We start from the raw sequence: 24,618 nt of genomic DNA, 5'->3' as shown, positions 1-24,618 counted from the left end.
GGGCTAACATTGCACCGCGTGGCCGCAGGGCTCCGCGGTGCTCTTTTTTTCAGCGTCAAGGCGCCTCATGCGCCGCTGGGCAATCCTGACGGACAGGGCGTTCAAGAAGCGCCGAAAATATCCCGGCGGCTTCGGATCGAAGTCTTCGTCCCAACGCCGGTTCTTCAAGGCCATGTCGGCGATATAGACCATTGCCATCATTTCCATGGTGATGCTCCTCATTTGGTGGGCATCACCTCTTTTATGCATCCAAAGCAGTTTTACATACACCGGATATCGCCCTATATTTTTCAGCTATGAAAAACCTGGATTGGGATATCTACCGCTGTTTCATGAGCGTGGCGCGCACCGGCGGCCTGACCGGCGCGGCACAGGCGCTCGGTTCGAGCCCGGCCACGGTCGGGCGGCGGATGCTGGAGCTCGAGGAGCGGACGGGCCGCGCCCTGTTCCTGCGCAGCCAGACCGGATACCAACTCACCGGCGACGGCGAACTCCTCTTCGAGCAGCTTCAGGAGATGGAAGCGGCGGCGCGCCGGGTCGAGAGCTGGCGGCGCGAAGGCGAAGGCGTGACCGTCCGCATCACGCTCGGAACCTGGATCGCCTGGTTCCTGGCAGAGAACTTCCCGGCGCTTTGTACCGAAAGGGACGGCTTCGGCCTGGCGATGACCATTGGCGAGACGCGCGCCAGCCTTGCCTACCGCGAGACGGATATCGGCATCCGCGCCTTCGAACCGGAGGAAAGCTACCTGGCAGCGAGCCCGGTCGGCGAACTCGCCTATGCCGCCTATCGCCGGAAGAACGCGCCATCCGCCGCCAATGCGCGATGGGTGGCCGTCGGTGCGGAAGAGGCGATCTCGGCCTATCTTCGCTGGCCGCACGAGCAGGTAGAAGGGCGGGCTGAGGGGCGCATCGTCGCCACGGTGACGAGGCCGCGCTCGCTCTTGGATCTCGCCCGTGCCGGTGCCGGCTGCGCCGTGCTTCCCTGTTTCGTCGGCGACCTCGATCCGATGCTGGAGCGGGCGGGCGATGAGATCCCGGCGCTCAGGCACCGGCAATGGATCGTGATGAACAACGAGGACCGCCACCGAAGGGAAATCCGCACGGTGGTCGACCGCATGACGAAGCTGTTGCGTAGCCATGCCGACGTCTTTGCCGGAAAACGGCCGCGTCGCGGTTGAGCGCCGTGAAGCCGGCCTAAGTCTCTGCCGGCGGGTGCGGGATACCAAGTTGCACGGCGGAGGCTTCGGTCAGCGCATCAGGAGCTTGACGAGGGCGGCCTGCGAATTGACCCGGGTCTTGGCATAAATGCTTTTAAGCTGGGTACGGATCGTCTCGTAGCTGACGCCGTTGGCATGCGACATTTCCTTCAGCGTCAGGCCGGCGGCGACGCCGGTCGCGATGCGGATTTCGGCCGGCGTGAGGCCGTAGCTGTCTTTCAGGTGGTCGAGGCGTTGGTCAAAAACCAGCGAGGACGCCGGCTCGACCAGCACCGCGACGGTGGGGCCATCGAGGAGTTCGGTGAAGATACTGGCGGTCCGCCGGACGAGCGTGATCCGAAAGGCGCCATTCTCCGCGGTCCTGACGACGCGAACCTGCGGCTGTGCCGGAGTGCCGACCGGCGAGGCCAGAAGCTCCACTGCCGCGTTGGTTTCCGGTTCTTCCATGAACAGGCGCCCATTGATCGTGACGCGAAACGGTGAGCCCTTCGCCGCCATCCGCTGCGCACTCTCGTTCATGGAGCGGATGCGAAGATTGTCGCCGACATAGACGACGCCGACGCCGATCGTATCGAGAAGCGTCTGGCCTTCGTGCTGCTCAGCCACCATCAGGTCGCGCCGCCGCAGGAAATCGAAGGCGCGCTTCAGATGGGGGGCAAGCAGGGTATATTGATCGGCCGCCTGCCGGTTGAACTCTTCGTCCGTTGACGACGTACAGGTCGATACGAGCAATGTGCGCGTCGGGCTGCGCACGATGGTGACGCCGACGGTGGTCTCGCAGCCGGTCTGGCCCTTCAGCCAGTCATTGTAGAATTCCGATTTCAGCAAGTCCGCGCGCGAGACGATATGTTCGCCGGCGAGACCGCGGCCCACGGGCACGAGCACCGACTTCGGTATCCAGGGATTGATCGCCGCGAAGTGGTTGTTGAACTGGTCGATGGCTTCCGGCGTAAAGCCGGAGACGTAGGGCACGCATGACGCCGGCGATGTGAGATCGTGGTAGTGCAGTGCCGAGCGCCCGTCGGGCATTGTCGTCGTCAGCCGGTCGAGAAAGTCCTGCCAGCCACAGTCACCAAAGGCGGCGCCGTAGATCAGCTCCGTCAACTCGGCCGTATCGGCAGCTCTCGGTGATCGATACATGCGCATCTCTGCCTAAGGTAGGTTCGGCTAATATAGGCAGGAGCGGGCGGTTCGATCAACCTGAAATAGTGGGTTGCCGGTGATCGCTGCGTCGTGAACGATCACCTCGAGCACGGAAAGGCCGGCATCGCTGCCGGCCTTTCTGATCTTGTGCGCCGAGATCTCGCGCTGCAGTTTTAATTACGTTCAACGATAAATTGTGTTTCGGACGAAAGATGCAGCGAGCGGACGAAGCGAGACGGATGAAATCAGGGCCATCGCAAGCGTCATCGCAATGAGCGTCATGGCCTGCCCTGGGTCACGATGACCGGGATCAGGAGGTCGCCCCAGTTCCCTTCGCCGCCGTGGTGGCGAGCCGAGCGGACGAGTTCGACCGAAACGCCGGCATCGACGGCCTTCATCACGGACTGGTTGAGGCGGTGCAGGTCGTTGGCGACCATGCGGATCGCTGCCTGCTGGTCCGGGGTCATCGCCGAAGACTGTTCCTCGGCCCGTTCCTTGACGCGTGTCTGGACTGTCATTGGACTTCTCCTTGAGGTTCGAGGCTTTTGAATTGCTCGGGGAGCGCGGCGGGCAGGGATTGCCACGCTCCCCTGCCGTTCACTCTGCGGCCGGGCGGAACTGGTCGTGCTCGGTCGATTCTTTCATCGCGGTCGTCGAGGACTGACCGCCGGTGATTGCCAGCGAAACGGCGTCGAAGTAGCCGGTGCCGACTTCCCGCTGATGCTTGGTCGCCGTATAGCCGTTGACCTCGGCGGCGAATTCCGCTTCCTGCAGTTCCGAATAGGCGGCCATCTGTCTCGCCTTGTAGCCGCGCGCCAGTTCGAACATGCCGAAGTTCAGCTGATGGAAGCCGGCAAGCGTGATGAACTGGAACTTGTAGCCCATCGCGCCCAGCTCGCGCTGGAACTTGGCGATCGTCGCGTCGTCGAGGTTCTTCTTCCAGTTGAACGACGGCGAGCAGTTGTAGGCGAGCACCTTGCCCGGATGCGCCTTGTGCACGCCCTCGGCGAACTTGCGGGCCTGCTCCAGATCTGGCTTGGAGGTCTCACACCAGATGAGGTCGCAATGCGGCGCATAGGCGATGGCCCGGGCGATGCAGGGCTCCAGCCCGTTCTTCACCTGGTAGAAACCTTCGACCGTGCGCCCGGCGTCATAGTCGACGAAGGGACGGTCGCGCTCGTCGATGTCGGAGGTCAAAAGCTTTGCCGCTTCCGCATCGGTACGGGCGATGACCAGTGTCGGCGTGCCCATGACGTCGGCGGCCAGTCGTGCTGCGTTCAGGTTGCGGATATGGGCGGCCGTCGGGATCAGAACCTTGCCGCCGAGATGGCCGCACTTTTTCTCCGAAGCGAGCTGGTCTTCGTAGTGGACGCCGGCGGCCCCCGCTTCGATGAAGGCCTTCATGATCTCGAAGGCGTTGAGCGGGCCACCGAAACCGGCTTCCGCGTCGGCGACGATCGGCGCGAACCAGGTGTCGACCGAAAGGCCCTTGCCTTCGGAGGTCTCGATCTGGTCGGCACGCTGCAGCGTGCGGTTGATGCGCTTTGCAAGCTCCGGTGCGGCATTGGCCGGATAGAGCGACTGGTCGGGGTACATCGCCGATGCGGTGTTGGCGTCGGCAGCAACCTGCCAGCCCGAAAGGTAGATCGCCTTCAAGCCGGCGCGGACCATCTGCATGGCCTGGTTGCCCGAGAGCGCTCCGAGCGCGTTGACGAAGTCATCCTCGTGAATGAGTTTCCACAAGCGGTTCGCGCCCATTTCGGCCAGCGAATAGCGGATTTCGACCGACCCGCGCAGCCGCTTCGCGGTCTCCGCGGTGTAGGGGCGTTCGACGCCATCGAAGCGGCCTTGCGGTGCGCTGGGAACAAGCTTGTAAAAATCAGTCATTACATCCTCCTGTCAAAATCGAACATCCATTCGACTTTCGTCGCACGGCGCTTTGTGTTTCGAGTTCATGTGACAGTTTTTACATTGCGCTGCGGTATTCGGCTATGGGAAACAATGAAATGGCGTGATCAAAAGGGTTATCTTGTCTTGCCTTTGACAGGTGTGCGAAGTAAATTTGTAAAAGGTGTAAATCGCCGTGCGCTTTGCAGATTGTAAAGGTAGTTACAAATGGCCGAGAACAAGATCTTCGCCGGGCCGCGTGTGAGGCGCATCCGCAACGGCCTGTCGCTGACACAGACGGCCATGGCCGAGGCCCTCGGCATCTCGCCGTCCTACCTCAATCTGATCGAGCGCAATCAGCGGCCGCTGACCGTGCAGCTGCTTTTGAAACTCGCGTCGGTCTACAAGGTCGATCTCGACGAATTGCAGGGGGAAACTGGTGGCAGCCTCGCGCAATTGCGCGAGGTTTTCGCCGATCCGCTGCTGTCGGCCGAACTGCCCGGAGAGCAGGAGCTGATCGAGGTGGCTGAAGCCGCCCCCAATGCGGCCGGTGGCGTCGTCAAGCTCTATCGCGCCTATCGCGAGCAGGCGGCCCGCCTCAAGGATCTCGCCGATCTGTTGGCGGGGCAGGGGCACATGGAGGCGCTTTCGGGCACGCGGCTGCCGATGGACGAGGTGCGCGAAACCTTCGAGGCCAGGCCCAACCATTTCGCCGCGCTCGAGGCAGCGGCGGAAGCCTTTCATGAGGCGCTGTCGCCAGGCGATGACCTTGTGGGCGCGCTCAAGAACTGGCTGAAGAAGGAGCATGGCCTGGTGGTGCGCAGCCTGCCGGTGCATGCCATGCCCAATCTGCGCCGCCGTTTCGACCGGCATTCCATGCGCCTCTTCATCTCCGAGCGGCTGTCGCCCTATGACCAGCTCCGCGAGATCGCCATGGAGGCGGTGTCGATTGCCTGCCACGAAGCGATCATCGCCGAACTCGAACCCTTGCGCTTCTCGACGGCGGAGGCGCGCCGCATCGCCCGCTTCGAGCTTGCGCGCTATGGCGCGCATGCACTGATGATGCCCTATGCCGCATTCCTCGCCGCCGCGCAGCGCGCGAAGTATGATGTCGACGTGCTGCGTGCCCGCTTTCAGGTCTCCTTCGAGCAGGCCGCCAATCGGCTGACCATGCTGCAGCGGCCGGGCGCGCAAGGAGTGCCCTTCTTCCTGATGGAGATCGACAATGCCGGCCACCGCTTGCGGCGGGCCGGCGCATCAGGCTTCCCGCAGGCGAAGTTCGGCGGCGGCTGTCCGAAGCTCAATATCCACGCCGCCTTTTCGGTGCCGGGGCAGGTTCTGGTCGATCGTGTCGAAATGCCCGACGGTGCCGCGTTTCTGACCGTGGCGCGCACGCTGGATGGCCCGCAGGCGGCGTTCCAGGAGCGGGTTCGGCGCACGGCCGTGCTCCTCGGTTGCGAAGCGTCCTTCGCTGATGAGGTGGTCTACGGTTCGGCGATGCTGCCGGCGGTCGCGATTGGTGCCGCCTGCCGGCTCTGCGAGCGGCAGGGCTGTCTCGCACGCGCCGAGCCACCGGTTACACGGCCGCTGGGGCTCGATGAGATGGCGACAGGGCTCAGCGTCTTCGATTTTCAGTAGCTGACGGGATGCTGGTTCGGCAGCAGCGGTGCATCCGGCGCGAAGCATTCCGCCGGCAGCCCCGTGGTGTATCCGCGGGTGATATGCGCCTTGTCCGCATAGGCCTTGTTGCGCATCAGGATCGCGTGCAGTTCCGGCAGGTTGTAGAAGGGCACGCCCGGATAGAGGTGGTGCTCAAGGTGATAGTTGATGTTGTGGGGGGCGAAGAACAGCTTCTCCCAGGCATGCGGATAGACCGTGCGTGAACTCGTCAACTCGTCGCTATAGTCCATACTGCCAAAGTGCTCGGCGACGCTGCGTATATAAAGGAACAGGCAGAAGAAGGTGAGGAACGGCACCACCCAGTAGAGCGCCACTTCCCGCCAGATGCCGAACAGCGTGAAGATCGCTGCGGCGGCCACATAGAAGCCGATGCGCAGCAGCTTGTATTGAAGCGTCGAGCGGTCGTTCTTTCCCATGCGTTTGGCCATGTGCAGCATGTCGCGCAGCGAATTGACCGCAACGAGGTAGCCAAGCAGCTGCGTTATGCCGCGAGCAAGCTTCTGCGGGAAGGTGAATTGCGGCATGCCGAGCTTCGCCGTCCAGTCCGGATCCTCGTCGGTATTGGCATGCTGGTGGTGCGCGAGATGGTTCTGGCGATAGCCGTCGACGGTGGCAAGCACCGGCCAGGCGAGCACGAGATCGCTCATCCAGTCGCTGAGTTTTCTATTGCGGATGATGCGGTAATGCGCCGCCTCGTGGATCATGCAGCCGAGTGCATGCATGCGTCCGGCGATCAGCACAACGGCGAGCAGATAGACCAGCGGATTGCCGGCATATTCGCTGACGGCGATCGCCGCTGCGATCATCGCCCAATCGAAAGCGATTGCGCCCAGCGCCTTGTTTGGCTTGAGCACGGAAAGGCGTTTCAGTTCCTTCGGGTCGATCCTGCGGCTTCGTCCGCCTATGGCCTTCTCGCCAACGATCTTCGCGCCCATCGCAATACCTGAACCTTGATGCACAACCGGCGGGAAAATCGCACGGCGATCATGGTTAATCAATTGTAAACGTCGGTCTGTACATGTCGAGCATCGACATGGTTAATTGCGGAGCGTGGCACTGCGCGGTTTGAGCGGCGGCGCGGCGGTCCGCCATAAGTGCCCGATTTTCCTCGACTTGTGAAAAGCGCCGGCCGACGCGGCCGCGCTTTTTATTGGCACGAAAGCGCTTGAGGTTATCGAGAAACATGCCTAACCTCCCCGCCTGAGCGATGCGGTGTGGGCCCGGACCTTGCGTCCCGAACGGGCCATGCCGGCGTGAAAAAATAAAGAGGGGAGTTGTATGTCCAAACTTATAGTTACAACCCTGGCGGCAGCCGTCTTGGCTGGCTCGACCATGCTTGCCTCGGCGCAGGAGCGGGTGGTCAACGTCTACAACTGGTCGGATTACATCGACAGCAGCATTCTCGAGGACTTCACCAAGGAGACCGGCATCAAGGTCGTCTACGACGTCTTCGATTCCAACGAGATCCTGGAGACGAAGCTGCTCGCGGGCGGTTCGGGGTACGACGTGGTCGTGCCGACGGCGACCTTCCTGCAGCGCCAGATCGCCGCCGGCGTGTTCCAGAAGCTCGACAAGTCCAAGCTTCCGAACCTTGCCAATATGTGGGACGTGATCATGGAGCGTACGGCCAAGTACGATCCGGGCAACGAATACGCCATCGACTATATGTGGGGCACCACCGGCATCGGCTACAACGTCGACAAGATGAAGGAAATCCTCGGCACAGACGAGAAGCCCAACTGGGACGTCATCTTCAAGCCGGAACTGGCTGCCAAGTTCAAGGATTGCGGCATCCATGTTCTCGACTCCCCGACGGATGTGATGCCGTCGGCGCTTGCCTATCTCGGCCTCGATCCGGATAGCCACAAAGCGGCGGATCTCGAAAAAGCGGCGGAATTGCTTGCCAGCGTTCGACCCAACATCCGCAAGTTTCACTCGTCGGAATACATCAACGCGCTCGCCAACGGTGACATCTGCCTTGCGGTCGGTTTCTCCGGCGACGTCTTCCAGGCCCGCGACCGCGCGGCCGAAGCGAAGGCCGGCGTGACCGTCGACTACGCGATCCCGTCGCAGGGCGCGCAGATGTGGTTCGATATGTTCGCGATCCCCGCCGATGCGCAGCACGTCGAGGAAGCCCATGCCTTCCTCAACTACATGATGAAGCCGGAAGTGGTCGCCAAGGCATCGAACTATGTCTTCTATGCCAACGGCAACAAGGCCTCGCAGCAGTTCCTCGACAAGGCCGTTCTGGAAGATACCGCCATCTATCCGTCGGAAGAGGTGATGCAGAAACTGTTCACGGTGACGCCCTTCGAGGCGAAGGAACAGAGGGTATTGACCCGACTCTGGACAAAGGTAGTAACCGGCCAGTAAGAGCGGAAAACGAATTGCCCGGACCTCAAAATCCGGGCAATTTTCTTAATGGGCGCCGGGGAAAACAAGAGCGCCCAATCGGCTGTATCATTCGGGGATAGATGATGAAGTCTCTCGGCAGTATTCGGCGGTCCTTTGCCCCCTGGGCGGATCCCGCTTCCAAGCCATTCATTTCCGTCAAGAACGTCACCAAGAAGTTCGGCGACTTCATCGCCGTCGACGATCTCTCACTCAACATCTATACGCGCGAATTCTTCGCCCTTCTCGGCGCCTCGGGTTGTGGGAAGTCGACGCTGCTGCGCATGCTCGCCGGCTTCGAGCAGCCGACATCGGGAGAAATCATCCTCGACGGACAGAACCTTGCCGGCATTCCGCCCTATCGCCGGCCCGTTAACATGATGTTCCAGTCCTACGCGCTGTTCCCGCACATGACGGTGGAGAACAACATCGCCTTCGGCCTGAAGCAGGACGGCATGCCGAAGGCCGATATCGCCGAACGCGTCGGCCAGATGCTCAAGTTGGTGAAGCTCGAAAAGTTCTCAAAGCGCAAGCCGCACCAGCTTTCCGGTGGCCAGCGCCAACGTGTGGCCCTGGCGCGTTCGCTCGCCAAGCGCCCCAAGGTCCTGTTGCTCGACGAGCCGCTTGGCGCGCTCGACAAGAAGCTGCGCGAGGAAACCCAGTTCGAACTGATGGATCTGCAGCAGGAGCTAGGCCTGACCTTCGTCGTGGTCACGCACGACCAGGAAGAAGCGATGACCATGGCCGACCGTATCGCGGTCATGAGCCATGGCAAGGTCGCGCAGGTGGCAACGCCCGCGGAAATCTACGAGGCGCCGAACTCCCGCTTCGTCGCGGACTTCATCGGTGATGTGAACATTTTCGAGGGCGCGGTTGCCGGAGCCGAGGGCGGCTATGTGCGCCTTGAGGGCACCAATGGCTTCCCTATCCGCATGGCAACCGCCGAAACGCCGGCGGCCGGCGCGAAATCGGCTGTCGCAGTCCGTCCGGAGAAGATCCGGGTCAGCCGGCAGCCCCCGGCGCATGCGCCGGTCAACGCCGTCCAGGGCGAGATCTGGGATATCGGCTATCTCGGCGACATGACGGTCTTCCACGTGCGACTGAAGGACGGGAGGGTGATCAAGGCATCATTGCTGAACGCGGTGCGCGCCGTCGAGGATGCGCTCGGTTACGACCAGGAGGTCTGGATTTCCTTCGGCGAAGACGCCGGCGTCGTTCTGAAGGATTGAGAGCATGACACGCGTCGCATCCGCTCTCTTCAGCCGCCTCGTCATCATCATCCCCTATGCCTGGCTGCTGTTTTTCTTCCTCATCCCCTTCTTCATCGTCTTCCGCATTTCGCTGTCGCAGACGGCAGTGGCGATGCCGCCCTATACGCCGGTCTTCGATCTCTTTGGCGGCCTGTCCGGAATCCTCGAAAAGGCGCGGGAATTCTCGTTCGACAACTACGTCTGGCTGACCGAAGACGTTCTCTACTTCAACGCCTATGTATCGAGCGTCATCATCGCGGGCGTTTCGACGGTTCTCACGTTGCTGATCGCCTATCCGCTGGCCTACGGCATGGCGAAGGCGCCGAAGACCATTCGGCCGACGCTGTTGATGTTGGTGATCCTGCCGTTCTGGACGAGCTTCCTGATCCGCGTCTACGCCTGGATCGCGATCCTCAAGCCCGAGGGCCTGCTCAATCAGTTCCTGATGAGCATCAACGTCATCGACCAGCCGTTGATCATCCTCAACACCAACTGGGCGATCTATATCGGCATCGTCTATTCCTACCTGCCTTTCATGGTGCTGCCGATCTATTCTTCGCTCGAGAAGATGGACCACTCGCTGACCGAAGCGGCACTCGACCTCGGCTGCACGCCGTTTTCCGCTTTCTGGCGCGTAACCTTCCCGCTGTCGCTGGCGGGCGTGGTCGCCGGCTGCCTGCTCGTCTTCATCCCGGCCGTTGGCGAGTTCGTCATCCCCGACCTGCTCGGCGGCTCGGAAACGCTGATGATCGGCAAGACGCTCTGGAACGAGTTCAACGCCAACCGCGACTGGCCGGTATCCTCGGCAGTGGCGACGATTCTGCTTCTGATCCTGGTGCTGCCGATCGTCTATTTCCAGAACGCGCAGGCGAAAGCCGACAGCGAGGGGAGGTAGGACGTGGGTACCTGGTCACGCTTCAACATCGCCTCGATCGTGCTCGGCTTCGGCTTCCTCTACTTGCCGATCGTGCTTCTGGTGATCTTCTCGTTCAACGAGTCGAAGCTCGTCACGGTCTGGGCGGGCTTTTCGACCAAATGGTATGCGCAGCTCTGGCACAACCAGGCGCTGCTCGATGCTGCCTGGGTGACGATCCGCGTCGCACTGATCTCGGCAACCTTCGCGACCGTGCTCGGAACGCTTGCCGCACTGGCGCTCGTTCGCTTCACGCGTTTCCGCGGCCGCATGCTTTTTTCCGGCATGGTCTATGCGCCGCTTGTCATGCCCGAGGTGATCACCGGCCTCGCGCTCCTACTGCTCTTCGTCGCCATCGGCCTCGACCGCGGCTTCTGGACGATCACGCTGGCGCATATCACCTTCACCATGTGCTTCGTCGCCGTGGTCGTGCAGTCGCGGTTGCTCAGCTTCGACCAGTCGATCGAAGAGGCGGCACTCGATCTCGGCGCCACCCCGGTCCGCACCTTTTTTGCGATCACGCTGCCGGTTATCGCGCCGGCGGTGTTTTCCGGCTGGGTGCTGGCCTTCACGCTGTCGCTGGATGATCTGGTGATTTCGAGCTTCACGACGGGACCGGGCGCCACGACGCTGCCGATGAAGATCTACAGCCAAGTGCGGCTCGGCGTGACGCCGGAAATCAATGCGATCTGCACGATCCTCATCGGCATTGTCGCAATCGGGGTCGTCGTTGCCTCCATCGTCACCAAGCAGCGTGAGGCACAGCGCGAGCGCGACGAGCGGGCCGCTTTTGCGCAATCCTGAGCGGGAGCGGCTCCACGCTTGGGCGTGAAGTGGCTTTGTCCGTTGTGAACGGCAACCAACGGCCGGCGTCCGTGACGCCGCCGTTTTCAGTTGGGTTCGCCGAGGACGGACAGGGGCGAGATCACCGCATTCGGCCAGGACCCGCCGACGAAGAAGCGCAGCCTTTGTCCGGCATTGAGCGTGTCGATGAACGTGCCGGCGAGCGCCAGGCTGCCGGTGCGATAGGGAATGACGCCATTGACCGAGAGGCTGCCGGTTTGGCTGGTGAAAAGCGCCTGGTTCAGTCGCGCCGACCCCTGGCCGAAGCTGGCTTCGATGTCGGCCGTCTGAAAGGCGAAATTGCCATCGCTCGCCTGAGCCAGCGAGAAAAACTCTCCGGCCCTGACAAGGTCCGCGAAGGCGTTTGCGTCGAATCCGGAGAGGGTGCCGTTGGCGAGCGAGAGCCTGATGCGCCCCGAAGCCTCGGCCGCCTGCTCAGTCCAGAACGGATGCTCGGTCACCAGGTCGAAGTTGACGTTGCCGCGGCCGGACGGGATCGGGCCGGTAAAGCCGAAGTCCGCGAGCGCTGCGGCGAGGTCGGCATTTTTCAGGACAAGTTCCAGTTTGCCGCCCTTCGCCAACCCCGCTTCCGAGACGGCGATCCGGCCACTGAGACGGCCATTGGCATAGGTGCTGTCGGCGATGTCGATGGAAGCGCGCCCATGGTCGACGATGATGCCGGCCGCCACGTCCACCAGCCGCAGCGGGCCAACCAATGCCTCCTGCGCCGACAGGCGGACATCGGCACGCCAGGTCTGCATGAAAACGTTGCGGATCTGCTTGGCGATGTCGTCAGGCTCCGTCGGCAACTGATCGATGAGGGGTTGCAAACCGTTGAGGCCGATGCGGTCGAAGGCGAGCGTGCCCTCAATACGGGGCGTATCATTGGCTGGCGTGGAGACGTCGAGAACACCGGTCGCGTTGGCGCCGCCCAGAGCAAGCTGCAGATCGTCGAACTTCAGGGAGCGATCACCGGTCGTGACATTGGCACTGAGGTTGAAACTGCTGTCGGGCAGGGTGCGCTCGGCTTTGCCCTCGAACCAGGCCGCCAGCGTGTGCAGGGATGCCGTCGAAAGCTGGAGCCGACCCGAGCTGATCGGTGTCTGCGAGAGACTGCCGACGCCTTCGAACGAGAGGTTCAATGGCGTTGAGGTCAGCGATGTCCTGAGCATCGTATCGCGGCCGGCAAGAAGCGCCAGCGGTTCGTTGCAGTCGAGCGTCCAGGTTACCAGCTGTCCACCAATGCTGCCTGAGAACTGGGCGCCCAGAGGCTCGGAGAAGGACGGCCACTTGACCGTTCCGGAGATGCCGGAAAATTCGCGGGTCTGATTGGTGATGAGGTCGATGACCTGCAGGCGTCCGTTTTCGACTGTGACGTCACCAAAGGGCGTATCGTCGCCAGAGGTCGGTCGCTCCGGCGCAGTCAACCAGTGCGGGCGTTGCCAGTTGAGCGTGCCATCCGTCCGCCTTTCCAGTGTGACGACCGGCTCGATCAAGCGGATGTCCTCGAGGTCCGGGTCGCCATCGATGGCTGAAAGCAGGCTGAAGGACGCGGTTATGCTGCCGATATGCACGAGCCTGCGCGATGTGCCATCTGCCGTCTCGATCGTCGCGGAGCGCAGCGTCAGGGTCGGTTCCGGCCAGAAGCTGATCTCCGGATTGCCTGTTATCCGGCTTTTCCCACCGGACCAGGCGTCGAGCATGTGCTCCACCGTCGGGCGCACGTCGGCGGTCGAAATCAGCAGAGGCAGTGCGGCATTGTAGGCGACAGCAAGCCCTACTCCGATCGCTGCGGCCCAGAGGACGTGGCGACGGCCGAGCCGCGACCGCAGGCGTGCGTCGCGCATCTTATGCAGGAAATTCCGTGTCATGTCTGCCTGGTCGCCATCGCTTGGATCACGCATGTTGGATAGGCCTTCGGTCTTCAGAAATCAAATGCGACGGACAGGAAACAGACAGGTAAATGTCGCCGGCTCGATGCCGAGACGACTGCAGGTACTGTTTATTTTGCGATGCAGCATGGTATAGAGAGCATGGAGCAGGAGTGGAGGAAAGCATGCAAGCAGAGCAGCCGTTGTGGGTTCCGAGTCCAGAGATCCGTGCGCATAGCCCCATGGCTGAATTCATCGCCTGGTGCAGCGAACGCTTCGGCAGAACCTTTGCGGATTATGACGCGTTCCATGCATGGTCGGTGGCCGAGCGTGGTGACTTCTGGACCGCAGTCTGGGAGCATTGCGAGGTCATCGGCGAGCGCGGCACGACCGCCCTCGTCAACGGCGACCGGATGCTCGATGCCCGTTTCTTCCCCGAAGCGAAGCTGAACTTCGCCGAGAACCTGCTTCGCGAAACAGGCGATGGCGATGCGCTTGTCTTCCGCGGTGAGGACAAGGTCGACTATCGGCTGTCGTGGAATGATCTGCGTGCTTTGGTGTCGCGACTGCAGCAGGCGCTGAAAGCTGAGGGTATTGGCCCAGGCGATCGCGTCGCGGCGATGATGCCGAACATGCCGGAAACCATCGCGCTGATGCTGGCGACCGCCTCGATCGGGGCGATCTGGTCGTCCTGTTCTCCCGATTTCGGGGAGCAAGGCGTTCTCGATCGCTTCGGCCAGATCGCGCCGAAGCTGTTCATCGCCTGCGACGGCTACTGGTATAACGGCAAGCGCCAGGACGTCGACGCGAAGGTGCGCGCGGTCTCCGCGAGCCTTGCGGTGCCGGCGCTGATCATACCCTATGCCGGCGACAGCGCAGCGCTTGCGGCCTCGGTTGCGGGCGGCAAGACGCTTGGAGAATTTATCGCACCGTTCGAGGCGAAGACGCTGACCTTCGAACGGCTTCCGTTCAGCCATCCGCTCTATGTGCTGTTTTCGTCGGGCACGACGGGTGTTCCCAAGTGCATCGTGCATTCAGCCGGCGGCACCTTGCTGCAGCACCTGAAGGAACACCGCTTCCACTGCGGCCTTCGCCGCGGCGAAAAGCTGTTCTACTTCACCACTTGCGGCTGGATGATGTGGAACTGGCTGGTCTCCGGCCTGGCGGTCGGCGCCACGCTGTGCCTCTTCGACGGCTCGCCCTTCTATCCCGACGGCAACGTGCTCTTCGACTATGCCGCCGCCGAGAAGTTCGCCGTGTTCGGCACTTCGGCCAAGTACATCGATGCGGTCCGCAAGGGCGGCTTCGTGCCGGCCAAGACCCATGACCTCTCGACCCTGAGGCTGCTCACCTCCACCGGCTCGCCCTTGTCGCCGGAAGGCTTCTCCTTCGTCTATGAAGGCATCAAGTCGGACGTCCAGCTCGCTTCGATCTCTGGCGGCACCGATATCGTCTCCTGCTTCGTGCTCGGCAATCCCTTGAAGCCGGTCTGGCGCGGCGAGATCCAGGGCCCGGGCCTCGGCCTCGCCGTCGACGTTTGGAACGACGAGGGGCAATCCGTGCGCGGTGAAAAGGGCGAGCTCGTCTGCACCAAGGCGTTCCCGTCGATGCCGGTGATGTTCTGGAACGACCCGGAGGGCGCCAAGTATCGCGCCGCCTATTTCGAGCGCTTCGACAATATCTGGTGCCATGGCGACTTTGCCGAATGGACCGAACATGGCGGCATCATCATTCACGGCCGCTCCGACGCGACGTTGAACCCCGGCGGCGTGCGCATCGGCACCGCGGAGATCTACAATCAGGTCGAGCAGATGGAGGAGGTCGTCGAGGCGCTCTGCATCGGACAGGATTGGGAAGACGACGTGCGCGTCGTTCTCTTCGTTCGCCTCGCATCTGGTGTCGCGCTGACCGACGATCTGACCAAGGCGATCAAGAACCGCATCCGCATCGGGGCGTCGCCACGCCACGTGCCGGCGAAGGTGATTGCGGTCACCGACATCCCCCGCACCAAGTCGGGCAAGATCGTCGAGCTTGCCGTCCGTGACGTCGTGCACGGCCGTCCGGTGAAGAACAAGGAGGCGCTCGCCAATCCCGAGGCGCTCGACCTTTTTGCTGGGCTCGAGGCCCTTAAAAATTGAGGGCGCGTTAACGTGTTCGCGCTCCCCGAATTAACCAAGCCTTCAGACTTGCTGAAAAATCACTAAATTTGCGGAGTCGCCTGGTAAGGTCTTGTTAAGGATTGGGGGCGCATGGTCATGTCAACTTGAGGCCGGTCGATGTAGGTCGACGCCCGGCAGCGATGCCGGCGCAGACATGATGTCATCCCTTCTCGAGCACTTGTTGGTTTAGCATTCGACTATCGAGGTGGCCTCCCAGCCACCTTTTTTTTATGCCGTTGCTGCCGTCAGAAACGCCCAGGGCAGGCTTTCCCAAGTCTTTCAGGACCGGCCTTCGAGAGACCGAGACACGGCAATGACCGGGATCATGCCGGCGATGACGATAATCATCGCGGCAACCGAAGCATCCTCGACCTTCGCCCGCGAGGCATCCTCGTAGACGAGGGTGGCGAGCGTGTTGAAGTTGAAGGGCCGCAGCATGATCGTGGCGGATAGCTCCTTCATCGTTTCGATGAAGACGAGCAGGGCCGCAGTCAGAACAGCCGGGCGCATCATCGGCAGCAACACGGTGCGCAGGGTTTGTCCGCCCGTGCGCCCGAGCGCGCGCGCGGCCATGTCGAGATGCGGAGAGAGCTTCTGGAAGCCGGCTTCGAGCGTGCCTTCCGCCATGGTCAGAAAGCGCACGCTGCAGGCATAGATGATGGCAAAGCCGGTGCCGGTCATCATCAGGCCGGTTGAGATGCCGAAGGTTTCCCGCATGCCGGCGTCGATCGCATTGTCGAGAGCAGCCAGCGGAAAGAGCACGCCGATCGCCAGCACCGTGCCGGGCACACCGTAGCCGAAGGAGGCGAGCCGCCCGGCCGTGTCGGAGACGCGGGAGTGCCCGGTGCGCGCCGCATAGGCCAGCACGAAGCCGAGCAACACCGTGGCCATCGCCGTCGCGCCCGAAACCAGGATGCTGTGGAAGAGCGCGTTCAGAAGGCGAGGCTCCACGAACTGGTCGATCCTCTTCAGGGCAAAATTGCCAAGGATGAAGAACGGCACGGCGAAACCGGAGAGGACGGGCAGCAGGCAGGCGAACATCGCCGCCCACTTCTTCCAGCCGGTCAGCGACAGCCGGACGGCGTCGTGGACAGCCGAGGTCGTCTTCTGGCTGGAAAAACGCTGGCGGCGGCGTGCGGCCCGTTCGATCATCATCAGGCCGATGACGAAGACCAGCATGATGCAGGCGATCTGCGCGGCGCCCGCAAGACTGCCGCGGTTCAGCCAGGTATCGAAGATCGAGAAGGTCAGCGTCTGCACGCCGAGGAATTCGACGGCACCGATATCGTTCAAGGTCTCCATCGCCACCAGCGTCAGGCCGATCATGATCGCCGGGCGAGCCATCGGGATCTGGATGCGAAAGAACACTTTCAGCGGACCCGCGCCGAGCGTGCGCGCGACGTCCGCAGCTGCCCGTCCCTGCATCAGGAACATCGAGCGGCAGGCGAGGTAGATGTAAGGATAGAGCACCGAGCTCAGCACCAGCACCGCGCCTCCGAGCGAGCGGATATCCGGAAACCAATAGTCGCGGCTCGTCTTGAAGCCGAAGATCAAGCGGATCAGGCTCTGCACCGGCCCGGTGAAGGTGAAGAGCTCACCGAAGGCATAGGCTGCAAGATAGGCGGGGATGGCGAGCGGCAGCACCAGGGCGGCGGAAAGAAATCGGCGAAGCGGAAACTCGCAGCTTGCCACCAGCCAGGCGGTCAGGATGCCGATGATTGCGGTGGTGGCACCGGTCAGCGAAACGAGGAGCAGCGTTCGCCCGGTCGCGCGCGGAATGACGTTTTCCATGAGATGCGGCCAGTTGCCGCCCCCGCCCGACACGGCGAGCCATGCGATCGCGATGATCGGCATCAGCACGATGACCGACGTCAGGCCGGCCCAGGTCGCCAGGAGAGGATGGGAAAGACCGGTTCCTGCACGTGCAAGACGCCGCTTTGTGCTCTGAGTGGTGGACTGCAATCGATCGATTCCGAAGCGAGACGGCAGGAATAGCTAACCGGTGGCCAGCAAACTGGCCACCGTGAGTCAACATTTCCTTATAACATCCGGTCTCAGTTCGCCAAGACGCGTTGTGACGGGAAGGAGATTTCCACCAGCGTGCCTTCGTTCGGCGCGGAGGTGATCGAGAAGTGTGCTCGGTTCGCTTCGGCCATGGCCTTCGTCAGCGGCAGGCCGAGCCCGGTGCCGTCGCCGCGCTTGCGTGCGCCCGTCGTCACCTGTCGGAATGGCTTCATCGCCTGGTCCAGCTCGTTGCGCGTCATGCCGACGCCGGTGTCGCGGATCCGCAGGATGACGCTGCCGTTCGCCTCGTAGGAGGTCGACACGACGATCTGACCGCCTGAGGGCGTGAAGCGGATGGCATTGGCCAGGATGTTGAGCGCGATCTGCTTGATCGAGCGGCCATCGGCGACGACGTTCGGCACGGTTGCCGAAAGCGAGGTGCGGATGATGACGCGCTGGCTGTTGGCCTGGGGCTGGACGAGAGACACGGCCTCGGAAACCGCCTCGTTGATCTCGACGGCGCCGAAGTCGAACTCCATCTCTCCGGCTTCGATCTTCGAGATATCCAGGAGATCGTTGACGATATCGAGCACATGGCGGCCGGAGCGGCCGATATCGCCGGCATATTCGATATAGCGCGGGTGGCCGACCGGGCCGAAATGTTCACTTGCCATCATGTCGGAGAAGCCGATGATCGCGTTGAGCGGCGTGCGGATCTCGTGGCTGACGCGGGCTAGGAACTCGGTCTTGTGGGCGTTTGCCGTTTCCGCTGCGCGCTTGGCGTTCCGGAGCTCTTCTTCCGTCCGCTTCCACTGAGTGATGTCGCGGATCACGGCGCAGAAGCCGTTCGATGCCGAAAGCCTCCCGATGGTCATGAACAGCGGAATGAAGCCGCCATTGGCCTCCCGCCCGATCACCTCGCGGCCGTCGTTCAGCACGCTTGCGACGCCGTGGCCGGAAAGACCGTGCAAGTAGTCGATCACGGCCTTCTGGCTTTCATGGGCAAAGAGCGCCGCGAAGGGCTTGCCGCGGATCTCGCCCTCGTCATAGTTGAAGAGCGCGCTCGCTGAACGATTCACCGAGCGGATATCGCCGTCATGGCCGAGAACGACCACGCCATCGGTGGCCGTTTCCAGAATGGATTTGAGCTCGTCGATCTCCGTCTTCAGTCGGTCGACCTGTTCGCCGCCTGCCACCGCCTCGTCACCCTTGGCCGGTTGGACGCTTGGCGCGCTTGCCGGCGTCAGTGCCAGCATCAGCGCGCTCTTGCCGTCCCAGCGGATCGAGTGCAGGCGCGCGGTGACCGGCCGCAATTGGCCGTCCTTGCGGATCAGCGTCATCGTGCCGTCCGGTTCGCCATCGATCGCCTCTTCGCCATTGGCAAACAGCGCGTCTATGCCGCCTTCCTGTGCGAACGCGTCGAGATCGCCATAGGCCGTGAGCCGCAGGAACTCCGGATTGGCATGCAGCAATTGCTCGCCGCGATGGACGAGCATGCCGATCGGCAGGCTGTCGAGAATCTCGCCGCTGAGACCGATATCGGCCGTTTGCTGCTGGACTTCTGCTTCGCCGGACGCATCCTCGCGTATCTCCGCGTCAAGCTCGGTTTCGCTTCCGCTTGCCTCGACAGGCGCAGCGTCTTCAATTTCCGGCTCGTCCAACGGGGGCTGCAGCGAAGCGGTGTCGTCGCTCACGCTCGGGGGGAGGGGCTCGGCTGCTGTCGCGCTGACTGTTTCGCCGCTTTCCGACGCGGCTTCTTCCTCTTCAGGCGGCTTGCCGAAATTCTCGCCCAGTTGCCGGGCGATCTCGCGAAAGGCGGCCTGTTCGCCGCGTGTCAGCCCGTTCGCCGCACGGTGCTGCTCAAGCTCGACGACCTTGTCGGAGGTCTGCCGGCCTGGTGTCTCGACGACGCGCAGCACCGGGCGCTCGCCCTGGAAGGGATTCGATGGGGGCGTGGGCTCTTCGACAAGGCCTTCCTCTTCAGGTGGAAGTTCCGTTGCTTCCGGCACGACCGAGAAAAGCGGTAGGTCTTCGGGATCGGCAGCGCTGCTTTCACCTGTGATAGGCTCTGCCGCAGGTTCAGGTGCGGGCGACGGTTGTTCTTCGGCCCGCGGTTCGGCCGCAACCAGGCCTTCGGCCTCAGCCTCGCCGGCTGGACTTTCGCTCTCGGCCCGTTCTGGCAGGGGCGCTTCCACGGGTTCGTCCGTCTCCGCCTCGGTGAGGCCGAGCGCCAGGCCGTTGGCGTTCTCGTCCTCGACGGCATCGGCCAGGCGCACGATGCCGAAACCGCGGAAGCCGTCGAATTCGCGTGAGCGGGAATAGGTGGGTAAGGCCGCAAGATCGACCGGAACCTTGAGGCTCGTGCCTTGAATGGGCCAGAAAATCGTCTTGCCGGACCAGGTGTCGCGTCGCTGCAGCAGCGTGCCGATCTTGTGGTCGCGGTCGAGGTCGTAGCGTACCGCGACTTCGGTGAAGCTTGCGCCGATCACATCGGCCGCGCGCGGGCCGACCGCGGTTGCGAATTCCTCGGAGATTTCGCTGAAGCGGCCCTCGGCATCGATTTTCCAGACGAAACGCACCGCACGACCGCCGGGCGTGAAGACGAACTCCGCCGGCTCCTCGGGAGCCTTGTCCACTTCGGTGATTTCGGTAGTTTCGTCTCCGGCCGCCGCGACGACAGCCGCTTCGGCAGCGATTCCAGTGGTCTTGACGCTCAGGTCCTCTGCGTCGGGTTCGTCCTCGGACGGTGCAAGTGTCGTCTCGTCGGCGGTACTGGACGGCTCCGGCTCGATGACGGCGTCCGCCAGGACGTCCACTTCATCCGTGACCTCGGCACCGTTGTCGGTCTGCGGTTCAACGTCCGATGCGCCGGGTTCGTCAGCCGTTTCCAACGGCTCGACCGGCGCCAGGCTTGCGGCCGGTTCGTCGCCCATTTCGTCGGTTGCCAATTCGGCGTCGGTCGCAATCTCGCTTTCGTCCGGACCCTGATCCAGGACGGGCGGCAGCACAGGCGCTTGCTCGGCTGCAGGAGAGTGTTCCTCGGGGTCGAGAGTGCCGAGAATGGTCTCGACGGCAAAGAGCAGGTGCAGTGACGGATCGTCGGCGATCTTGCCGACGGCTGCCGGCAGATGGCCCTTACGGGTGGCGACCGGCCGTTTGATCAGCCAGTCGTGGTCGCGCGAGACCGCGACGACGAGTTGCTTGCGCGTCTCCTCCGACATGCCGAGGTCGGGAAAACCCGTGGAATGCGCGACGATCGCGCCCTCGCTGTCGAGCACGGCCATGTGGGTGTCGGGGCCGTCCAGGCCGGCGATCATGCGTGCGGCCCGATCTTCGATGGAAAGCGGTGCGCCTGCATGCGGCGCGGTGAAGAGCACGGCATCCTCGTCCGGCCGAACGCGGATCATTTCGACGGCGACATTGAGCGGCGTGCCGCGAAAGCCCGAGTGCTTGCGGATCGAAAGCTGGCGGCGATCGCCGACGCGCACGAGTTGCGCGGCTGCGGCGCGCAACTGGCGCAGCGAAAGATCGTTCTGTTCCGGCCCTGCATCGATGAAGTCATAGATCGATCCGGCACCGAAGAACGCGGCGCCCTGATCGTTTGCCCAGAGGATGCGTGCGAAGTCCCGCGAAAACAGGATCGCCGCATCGCCACGGGCGAAATGCTCTCGCACCCGCGCATGCACGGCGATGTCGATGAAAGGATACTGTCTCGCGGGCATGAATGGGCCTATTGACGGATCGCTTACGGGTTAACACTCTATTAATACCCGGCGGATCCGCGGGGGTCCAGCGAGGCCCGAAGCTTCGTCCCGGCTTTCACCGCGAAAGGTTAATGCCGCGGTTTTTGTGCACTGCACAATTTTATTGCAATGCACAAGGAGATCGACTATATAGTGCACATCAAGCAACGGCGCCTCAGAAGAGGGCCTGACACCAAGGAGCGCTTTGATGGCTACCAAGAAGACCGACGACGTATTTTCCCTTTCCTCGTTCGACCCGGCGAAGTTCACCGACAGCTTCCGCGATTTCGCGGAAAAGGGTGCCGCCCAGTCGAAGGACGCCTATGCCAAGATGAAGACCGCCGCTGAAGAAGCGACGAAGACCGTCGAAGCGACGCTCGAAAGCGCTCAGACCGGCACCGTCGAACTCGGTCTCAAGGCCATCGACGCGCTGCGCACCAATGCCGAAAACTCGCTGTCGCACATGGAAGCGCTGCTCGGCGTGAAGTCGCTCTCCGAATTCGTCGAGCTGCAGACGAGCTTCGTCCGCAAGCAGGCCGAACTGGCCGTCGAGCAGGCAAAGTCGATGCAGGAAGCCACCAAGAAGGTTGCCGAAAACGTCGCCAAGCCCGGCAAGGACGCCGCCGAAAAGGCGATGTCGTCCTTCAAGAAGGTCTGAGCCTGCCCGTTGTGCCGTGCCGCCAGGGAACGACGGAACATTTTGTTGCCCCCTGAATTGCCGGCCGCGCCGAGAACGAATGGGACCGGATGGCTTGCCATCCGGTCTTTTTGCTGGATAATCTCAAGTTAAGGCTTGCAAAGCGACGGAAGTCTCCGTATGTGAGCCGCCAAGCGACTGATGTCGCTGTATGTGCGGTTGTAGCTCAGTTGGTTAGAGCGCAGGTTTGTGGCACCTGAGGTCGTAGGTTCGATTCCCACCAACCGTACCATTTCCTTCTTATCTCATTGATATTGAAGCGCTTGCGTAGCAGCCATCGCGGCAAACGCCGCGCGCTCAGAACAGCTTGGCCATCGCTCTCAGCGCCACCACGTCATCGACGCCATTCTGGTAAAGCTCGAACAGCCGGACTGCCAGCGCCTTGGCCTCCGATGAGCGGCGCGGGAGATTTCTCTCTCTGATCGCATCCCTGAAGACGTCTTCGATCTTGATGAATTCACCCGGCAGGATTGGCCGGCCCGTAACAGCGACAAGCATCGCTCCATCCTCCTTCTTCGAATCCGAGTGCGAGCCTCTTCTGTGCCGGGCTCGCCTGTTCGTGGCGGTCGCCCTGAGCCATTGCACAGGGTTCTACCGTGGAGCAGAAACGCAAAAAGACAACGCTCTGTTCCTGCCGCCGCGCTACCTAAATCGGGCTAATCGGCTGCATGGCTGCCGCCCAGGGTGGATGAGATACGGTCCAGTTGGGCCAACTGCCTATGGCGGGTCTCAGGCGTGAACAGGCAAGCCGCAGACCGACCGCAGACCGAATAGACATAGAGGCCAGAGCCCAGTAAAATTTCAACAACGATTCTGGCAAGGCGTTCCGGGAAGGGGCCATTGTCCATGGCCAACGAATCCATCAAGCGCAGACTCGCCGCCATCCTGGCTGCTGACGTCGTCGGCTACAGCCGGCTGATGGAGCGTGACGAGACGAGCACCTACACGCGGCTCATGGCGCGGTGGAAAGAGGTGCTGGAGCCGCTCGTCGCCACCCACCAGGGCCGGGTCTTCAAGACGACAGGGGACGGCGTGCTCGTCGAATTCTCCAGCGCCGTCAATGCCGTCGAATGCGCCGCAGCACTTCAGCGGGAAATGATGGCCGCAAACAGGGATGTCCCGGCGGATCAGGCGATCGTGCTTCGCGTCGGCGTCAATATGGGCGACATCATGGTCGCCGACAGCGATCTCTATGGTGATGGCGTGAATGTCGCGGCCCGCATCGAGGCGCTCGCCAGACCGGGCGGCGTAGCCATCTCGGATGGTGTTCATGAATATATGCACGGCCGCATCGACCTCCACTTCACCGACAGCGGTAACCACGAGGTCAAGAACATCGAACGCCCGGTCCACATCTGGAGCTGGTCGCCGGACGAATACGCGGGCGCTTCTGTCGAGGTCGTCGCCGAAACTCCGCCGCAGCTACCGGCTCGGCCCTCGATCGCCGTGCTGCCGTTCGACAACATGTCCGGCGATCCGGAGCAGGGTTATTTCGCCGACGGCATCACCGAGGACATCATCACCGATCTCTCGAAGGTTTCCGGCCTCTTCGTCATCGCCCGCAATTCCTCCTTTGCCTACAAGGGCAAGTCGCCGGATATCCGCAAGGTGAGCCAGGAACTTGGTGTGCGCTATGTCCTTGAAGGCAGCGTGCGCCGCGCCGCCAACCGCATCCGCATCAACGCCCAGATGATCGACGGCACGACGGGCGGTCATCTCTGGGCCGAGCGCTACGACCGCGGCATCGAAGACATTTTCGAGGTTCAGGACGAAGTGACCCGCACCATCGTCACGGCGCTCAAGGTGAAGCTGACGACCGGCGAAGAAGAGCGACGCGAAAGCCGCGGTAAGGTCGATCCGGAATCCTATGATCTGCTCGTCCGGTCCCGTCAGGCCATTCTGCGGTTCGATGCCGTGTCGTCAGCGGAGGCGCGCAGCATGCTCGAGCGCGCTATCGCCATCGATCCGGGTCTTGCAGCCGCCTACGCGTCCCTCTCGATCATCGCCTTGACCGATTTCATCAACCGATGGAACGGCGGGACGGTGGACAATCTGGAGCGTGCCTTGGAACTGGCGCAGAAGGCTGTTGATACCGACGACAACGAGCCGCATGGCTATCACGCGCTGTCAATCGCGCTCTGCTGGATGCGGCGTTTCGATGAGGCCGAAAGCGCCGCCCAACGGATGATCAAGCTCGATCCCAATTCCGCCGGTGGTCATACCGCCCTCGGCACAATCCGGGACTTTCAGAGCCAGTTCGAAGACGCGCTGCCGTTCTATACGCGGGCGCATCGGCTCGATCCGCAGTTCGACCTGTCGCTGCATTTCCTGGGGCGGACCTTGCTGAACCTCGGCCGCTTCGACGAGGCCGAGATCGCCTTCAAGCGCCGGCTGGCGCTGGCGCCGCGATCCGACATGACGCGCTTCTATCTCGCCTGCCTCTATGGTCGCACCGGGCGTCACGAGGAAGCGCGGCGCTATTGGCACGAGGTGTTCGAGGTCAACCCGAACTTCTCCATCGACCACCTCAAACGGGCCTTGCCCTATCGGGACCCTGCCGTGCTCGGCCGCCTAGTGGATGGACTACGGGAAGCCGGCATTTCCCTTTAGATGCGATACCGGACAGCATGCGTTCTGAGACGCTCTGGTCCATCGCTTCTGGACCATCGCTCATCAACGAGGAGAAGGGCGCGTGTCAGGAAGTCCACGCGGCCTCGCCGGGGTAGCGGCCCGCGGCACCAATCACCGTTTACTGCTTGCTCGCGAGCCAATGTGGGACCATTCTCAGGTTGATCCTGGCTATACGCTAAGACGAGAGGT

The 24,618-nt window shown here is 62.4% G+C and carries 19 protein-coding genes and 1 tRNA gene; 10 read left to right on the top strand and 10 right to left on the bottom strand.

The window, feature by feature from the left end:
- Window positions 1-3: 3 nt before the first annotated feature.
- Entirely contained in the window at window positions 4-192 is a 189-nt protein-coding gene (locus tag V7S54_RS02380) for a hypothetical protein (protein WP_141679279.1), read from the bottom strand.
- 104 nt (window positions 193-296) lie between these two features.
- Between V7S54_RS02380 and V7S54_RS02375 the strand changes: the two genes are divergently transcribed.
- Window positions 297-1,178, top strand: a complete 882-nt coding sequence (locus V7S54_RS02375) for a LysR family transcriptional regulator (protein ID WP_065372784.1) — start codon at window positions 297-299, stop codon at window positions 1,176-1,178.
- Window positions 1,179-1,247: 69 nt separating this feature from the next.
- Here V7S54_RS02375 and V7S54_RS02370 read toward each other — a convergent pair whose 3' ends face one another.
- The 3 genes from V7S54_RS02370 to aceA form a co-directional block, all read right to left on the bottom strand.
- On the bottom strand, window positions 1,248-2,357 hold the full coding sequence (locus V7S54_RS02370; RefSeq protein WP_065372783.1) for a helix-turn-helix transcriptional regulator: 1,110 nt from the start codon (window positions 2,355-2,357) through the stop codon (window positions 1,248-1,250).
- 281 nt (window positions 2,358-2,638) lie between these two features.
- The gene (locus V7S54_RS02365) at window positions 2,639-2,878 is read right to left on the bottom strand and encodes an SMc00767 family acetate metabolism repressor (protein ID WP_034800815.1); all 240 of its coding nucleotides are present in this window, start codon (window positions 2,876-2,878) and stop codon (window positions 2,639-2,641) included.
- Between the two features lie 79 nt (window positions 2,879-2,957).
- Window positions 2,958-4,247, bottom strand: a complete 1,290-nt coding sequence (gene aceA, locus V7S54_RS02360; protein ID WP_065372782.1) for an isocitrate lyase — start codon at window positions 4,245-4,247, stop codon at window positions 2,958-2,960.
- Between the two features lie 228 nt (window positions 4,248-4,475).
- Between aceA and V7S54_RS02355 the strand changes: the two genes are divergently transcribed.
- Window positions 4,476-5,885: a helix-turn-helix domain-containing protein gene (locus V7S54_RS02355; RefSeq protein ID WP_065372781.1), complete on the top strand. Its 1,410-nt coding sequence runs from the start codon at window positions 4,476-4,478 to the stop codon at window positions 5,883-5,885.
- Here the strand turns inward: V7S54_RS02355 and V7S54_RS02350 are convergent.
- Together V7S54_RS02350 and V7S54_RS02345 are read right to left on the bottom strand one after the other, a co-directional pair.
- The gene (locus tag V7S54_RS02350) at window positions 5,879-6,862 is read right to left on the bottom strand and encodes a fatty acid desaturase family protein (protein WP_336408037.1); all 984 of its coding nucleotides are present in this window, start codon (window positions 6,860-6,862) and stop codon (window positions 5,879-5,881) included. The genes V7S54_RS02355 and V7S54_RS02350 overlap by 7 nt on opposite strands.
- A gap of 55 nt (window positions 6,863-6,917) precedes the next feature.
- The gene (locus tag V7S54_RS02345) at window positions 6,918-7,112 is read right to left on the bottom strand and encodes a hypothetical protein (RefSeq protein ID WP_065372779.1); all 195 of its coding nucleotides are present in this window, start codon (window positions 7,110-7,112) and stop codon (window positions 6,918-6,920) included.
- A 93-nt stretch (window positions 7,113-7,205) separates the two neighbouring features.
- On the opposite strand from V7S54_RS02345, the gene V7S54_RS02340 reads away from it, so the two are divergent.
- From V7S54_RS02340 to V7S54_RS02325, 4 genes are all read left to right on the top strand, one after another.
- On the top strand, window positions 7,206-8,300 hold the full coding sequence (locus V7S54_RS02340; RefSeq protein WP_065372778.1) for a polyamine ABC transporter substrate-binding protein: 1,095 nt from the start codon (window positions 7,206-7,208) through the stop codon (window positions 8,298-8,300).
- A gap of 104 nt (window positions 8,301-8,404) precedes the next feature.
- A complete protein-coding gene (locus V7S54_RS02335) occupies window positions 8,405-9,547 on the top strand; it encodes an ABC transporter ATP-binding protein (RefSeq protein ID WP_065372777.1) in 1,143 nt (380 codons plus the stop codon).
- A gap of 4 nt (window positions 9,548-9,551) precedes the next feature.
- Complete coding sequence (locus V7S54_RS02330) at window positions 9,552-10,463, top strand: ABC transporter permease subunit (protein WP_065372776.1); 912 nt, start codon at window positions 9,552-9,554, stop codon at window positions 10,461-10,463.
- Window positions 10,464-10,466: 3 nt separating this feature from the next.
- Window positions 10,467-11,285 carry an ABC transporter permease subunit gene (locus tag V7S54_RS02325; protein WP_065372775.1) on the top strand — a complete coding sequence of 273 codons (819 nt, stop codon included), beginning with the start codon at window positions 10,467-10,469 and terminating at the stop codon, window positions 11,283-11,285.
- A gap of 86 nt (window positions 11,286-11,371) precedes the next feature.
- Here V7S54_RS02325 and V7S54_RS02320 read toward each other — a convergent pair whose 3' ends face one another.
- Entirely contained in the window at window positions 11,372-13,195 is a 1,824-nt protein-coding gene (locus V7S54_RS02320; RefSeq protein ID WP_065372843.1) for an AsmA family protein, read from the bottom strand.
- 185 nt (window positions 13,196-13,380) lie between these two features.
- Here V7S54_RS02320 and V7S54_RS02315 point away from each other — a divergent pair, with 185 nt between their 5' ends.
- Window positions 13,381-15,333 carry an acetoacetate--CoA ligase gene (locus V7S54_RS02315; protein WP_065372774.1) on the top strand — a complete coding sequence of 651 codons (1,953 nt, stop codon included), beginning with the start codon at window positions 13,381-13,383 and terminating at the stop codon, window positions 15,331-15,333.
- A 300-nt stretch (window positions 15,334-15,633) separates the two neighbouring features.
- Here V7S54_RS02315 and V7S54_RS02310 read toward each other — a convergent pair whose 3' ends face one another.
- Both V7S54_RS02310 and V7S54_RS02305 read right to left on the bottom strand, forming a co-directional pair.
- The gene (locus V7S54_RS02310; protein ID WP_065372773.1) at window positions 15,634-17,316 is read right to left on the bottom strand and encodes an ABC transporter permease; all 1,683 of its coding nucleotides are present in this window, start codon (window positions 17,314-17,316) and stop codon (window positions 15,634-15,636) included.
- 92 nt (window positions 17,317-17,408) lie between these two features.
- Window positions 17,409-21,080, bottom strand: coding sequence for a PAS domain S-box protein (locus tag V7S54_RS02305; protein WP_336408036.1), 3,672 nt, complete (start codon window positions 21,078-21,080; stop codon window positions 17,409-17,411).
- A 229-nt stretch (window positions 21,081-21,309) separates the two neighbouring features.
- Here V7S54_RS02305 and V7S54_RS02300 point away from each other — a divergent pair, with 229 nt between their 5' ends.
- Window positions 21,310-21,759, top strand: a complete 450-nt coding sequence (locus V7S54_RS02300; RefSeq protein WP_065372771.1) for a phasin — start codon at window positions 21,310-21,312, stop codon at window positions 21,757-21,759.
- A gap of 194 nt (window positions 21,760-21,953) precedes the next feature.
- A tRNA-His gene (locus tag V7S54_RS02295) sits at window positions 21,954-22,030 on the top strand.
- Between the two features lie 65 nt (window positions 22,031-22,095).
- On the opposite strand, the gene V7S54_RS02290 is transcribed toward V7S54_RS02295, so the two are convergent.
- Complete coding sequence (locus V7S54_RS02290; protein ID WP_065372770.1) at window positions 22,096-22,296, bottom strand: hypothetical protein; 201 nt, start codon at window positions 22,294-22,296, stop codon at window positions 22,096-22,098.
- Between the two features lie 348 nt (window positions 22,297-22,644).
- Here V7S54_RS02290 and V7S54_RS02285 point away from each other — a divergent pair, with 348 nt between their 5' ends.
- Window positions 22,645-24,408, top strand: coding sequence for an adenylate/guanylate cyclase domain-containing protein (locus V7S54_RS02285; RefSeq protein WP_065372769.1), 1,764 nt, complete (start codon window positions 22,645-22,647; stop codon window positions 24,406-24,408).
- Window positions 24,409-24,618 lie beyond the last annotated feature (210 nt).

Source organism: Ensifer sp. CCNWLY38, assembly GCF_037120565.1.
Lineage (GTDB): Bacteria > Pseudomonadota > Alphaproteobacteria > Rhizobiales > Rhizobiaceae > Ensifer > Ensifer adhaerens_H.
The sequence above is the reverse complement of the archived record's forward strand: the minus strand, read 5'-3'. Positions and strand labels throughout refer to the sequence as shown.

Excerpts from the sequence above, each read along its gene's own strand:
- V7S54_RS02380 (WP_141679279.1), bottom strand. The coding sequence starts at position 192 with ATGGTCTATATCGCCGACATGGCCTTGAAGAACCGGCGTTGGGACGAA.
- V7S54_RS02375 (WP_065372784.1), top strand. The coding sequence starts at position 297 with ATGAAAAACCTGGATTGGGATATCTACCGCTGTTTCATGAGCGTGGCG.
- V7S54_RS02370 (WP_065372783.1), bottom strand. The coding sequence starts at position 2,357 with ATGTATCGATCACCGAGAGCTGCCGATACGGCCGAGTTGACGGAGCTG.
- V7S54_RS02365 (WP_034800815.1), bottom strand. The coding sequence starts at position 2,878 with ATGACAGTCCAGACACGCGTCAAGGAACGGGCCGAGGAACAGTCTTCG.
- aceA (WP_065372782.1), bottom strand. The coding sequence starts at position 4,247 with ATGACTGATTTTTACAAGCTTGTTCCCAGCGCACCGCAAGGCCGCTTC.
- V7S54_RS02355 (WP_065372781.1), top strand. The coding sequence starts at position 4,476 with ATGGCCGAGAACAAGATCTTCGCCGGGCCGCGTGTGAGGCGCATCCGC.
- V7S54_RS02350 (WP_336408037.1), bottom strand. The coding sequence starts at position 6,862 with ATGGGCGCGAAGATCGTTGGCGAGAAGGCCATAGGCGGACGAAGCCGC.
- V7S54_RS02345 (WP_065372779.1), bottom strand. The coding sequence starts at position 7,112 with ATGTTTCTCGATAACCTCAAGCGCTTTCGTGCCAATAAAAAGCGCGGC.
- V7S54_RS02340 (WP_065372778.1), top strand. The coding sequence starts at position 7,206 with ATGTCCAAACTTATAGTTACAACCCTGGCGGCAGCCGTCTTGGCTGGC.
- V7S54_RS02335 (WP_065372777.1), top strand. The coding sequence starts at position 8,405 with ATGAAGTCTCTCGGCAGTATTCGGCGGTCCTTTGCCCCCTGGGCGGAT.
- V7S54_RS02330 (WP_065372776.1), top strand. The coding sequence starts at position 9,552 with ATGACACGCGTCGCATCCGCTCTCTTCAGCCGCCTCGTCATCATCATC.
- V7S54_RS02320 (WP_065372843.1), bottom strand. The coding sequence starts at position 13,195 with ATGACACGGAATTTCCTGCATAAGATGCGCGACGCACGCCTGCGGTCG.
- V7S54_RS02315 (WP_065372774.1), top strand. The coding sequence starts at position 13,381 with ATGCAAGCAGAGCAGCCGTTGTGGGTTCCGAGTCCAGAGATCCGTGCG.
- V7S54_RS02305 (WP_336408036.1), bottom strand. The coding sequence starts at position 21,080 with ATGCCCGCGAGACAGTATCCTTTCATCGACATCGCCGTGCATGCGCGG.
- V7S54_RS02300 (WP_065372771.1), top strand. The coding sequence starts at position 21,310 with ATGGCTACCAAGAAGACCGACGACGTATTTTCCCTTTCCTCGTTCGAC.
- V7S54_RS02290 (WP_065372770.1), bottom strand. The coding sequence starts at position 22,296 with ATGCTTGTCGCTGTTACGGGCCGGCCAATCCTGCCGGGTGAATTCATC.
- V7S54_RS02285 (WP_065372769.1), top strand. The coding sequence starts at position 22,645 with ATGGCCAACGAATCCATCAAGCGCAGACTCGCCGCCATCCTGGCTGCT.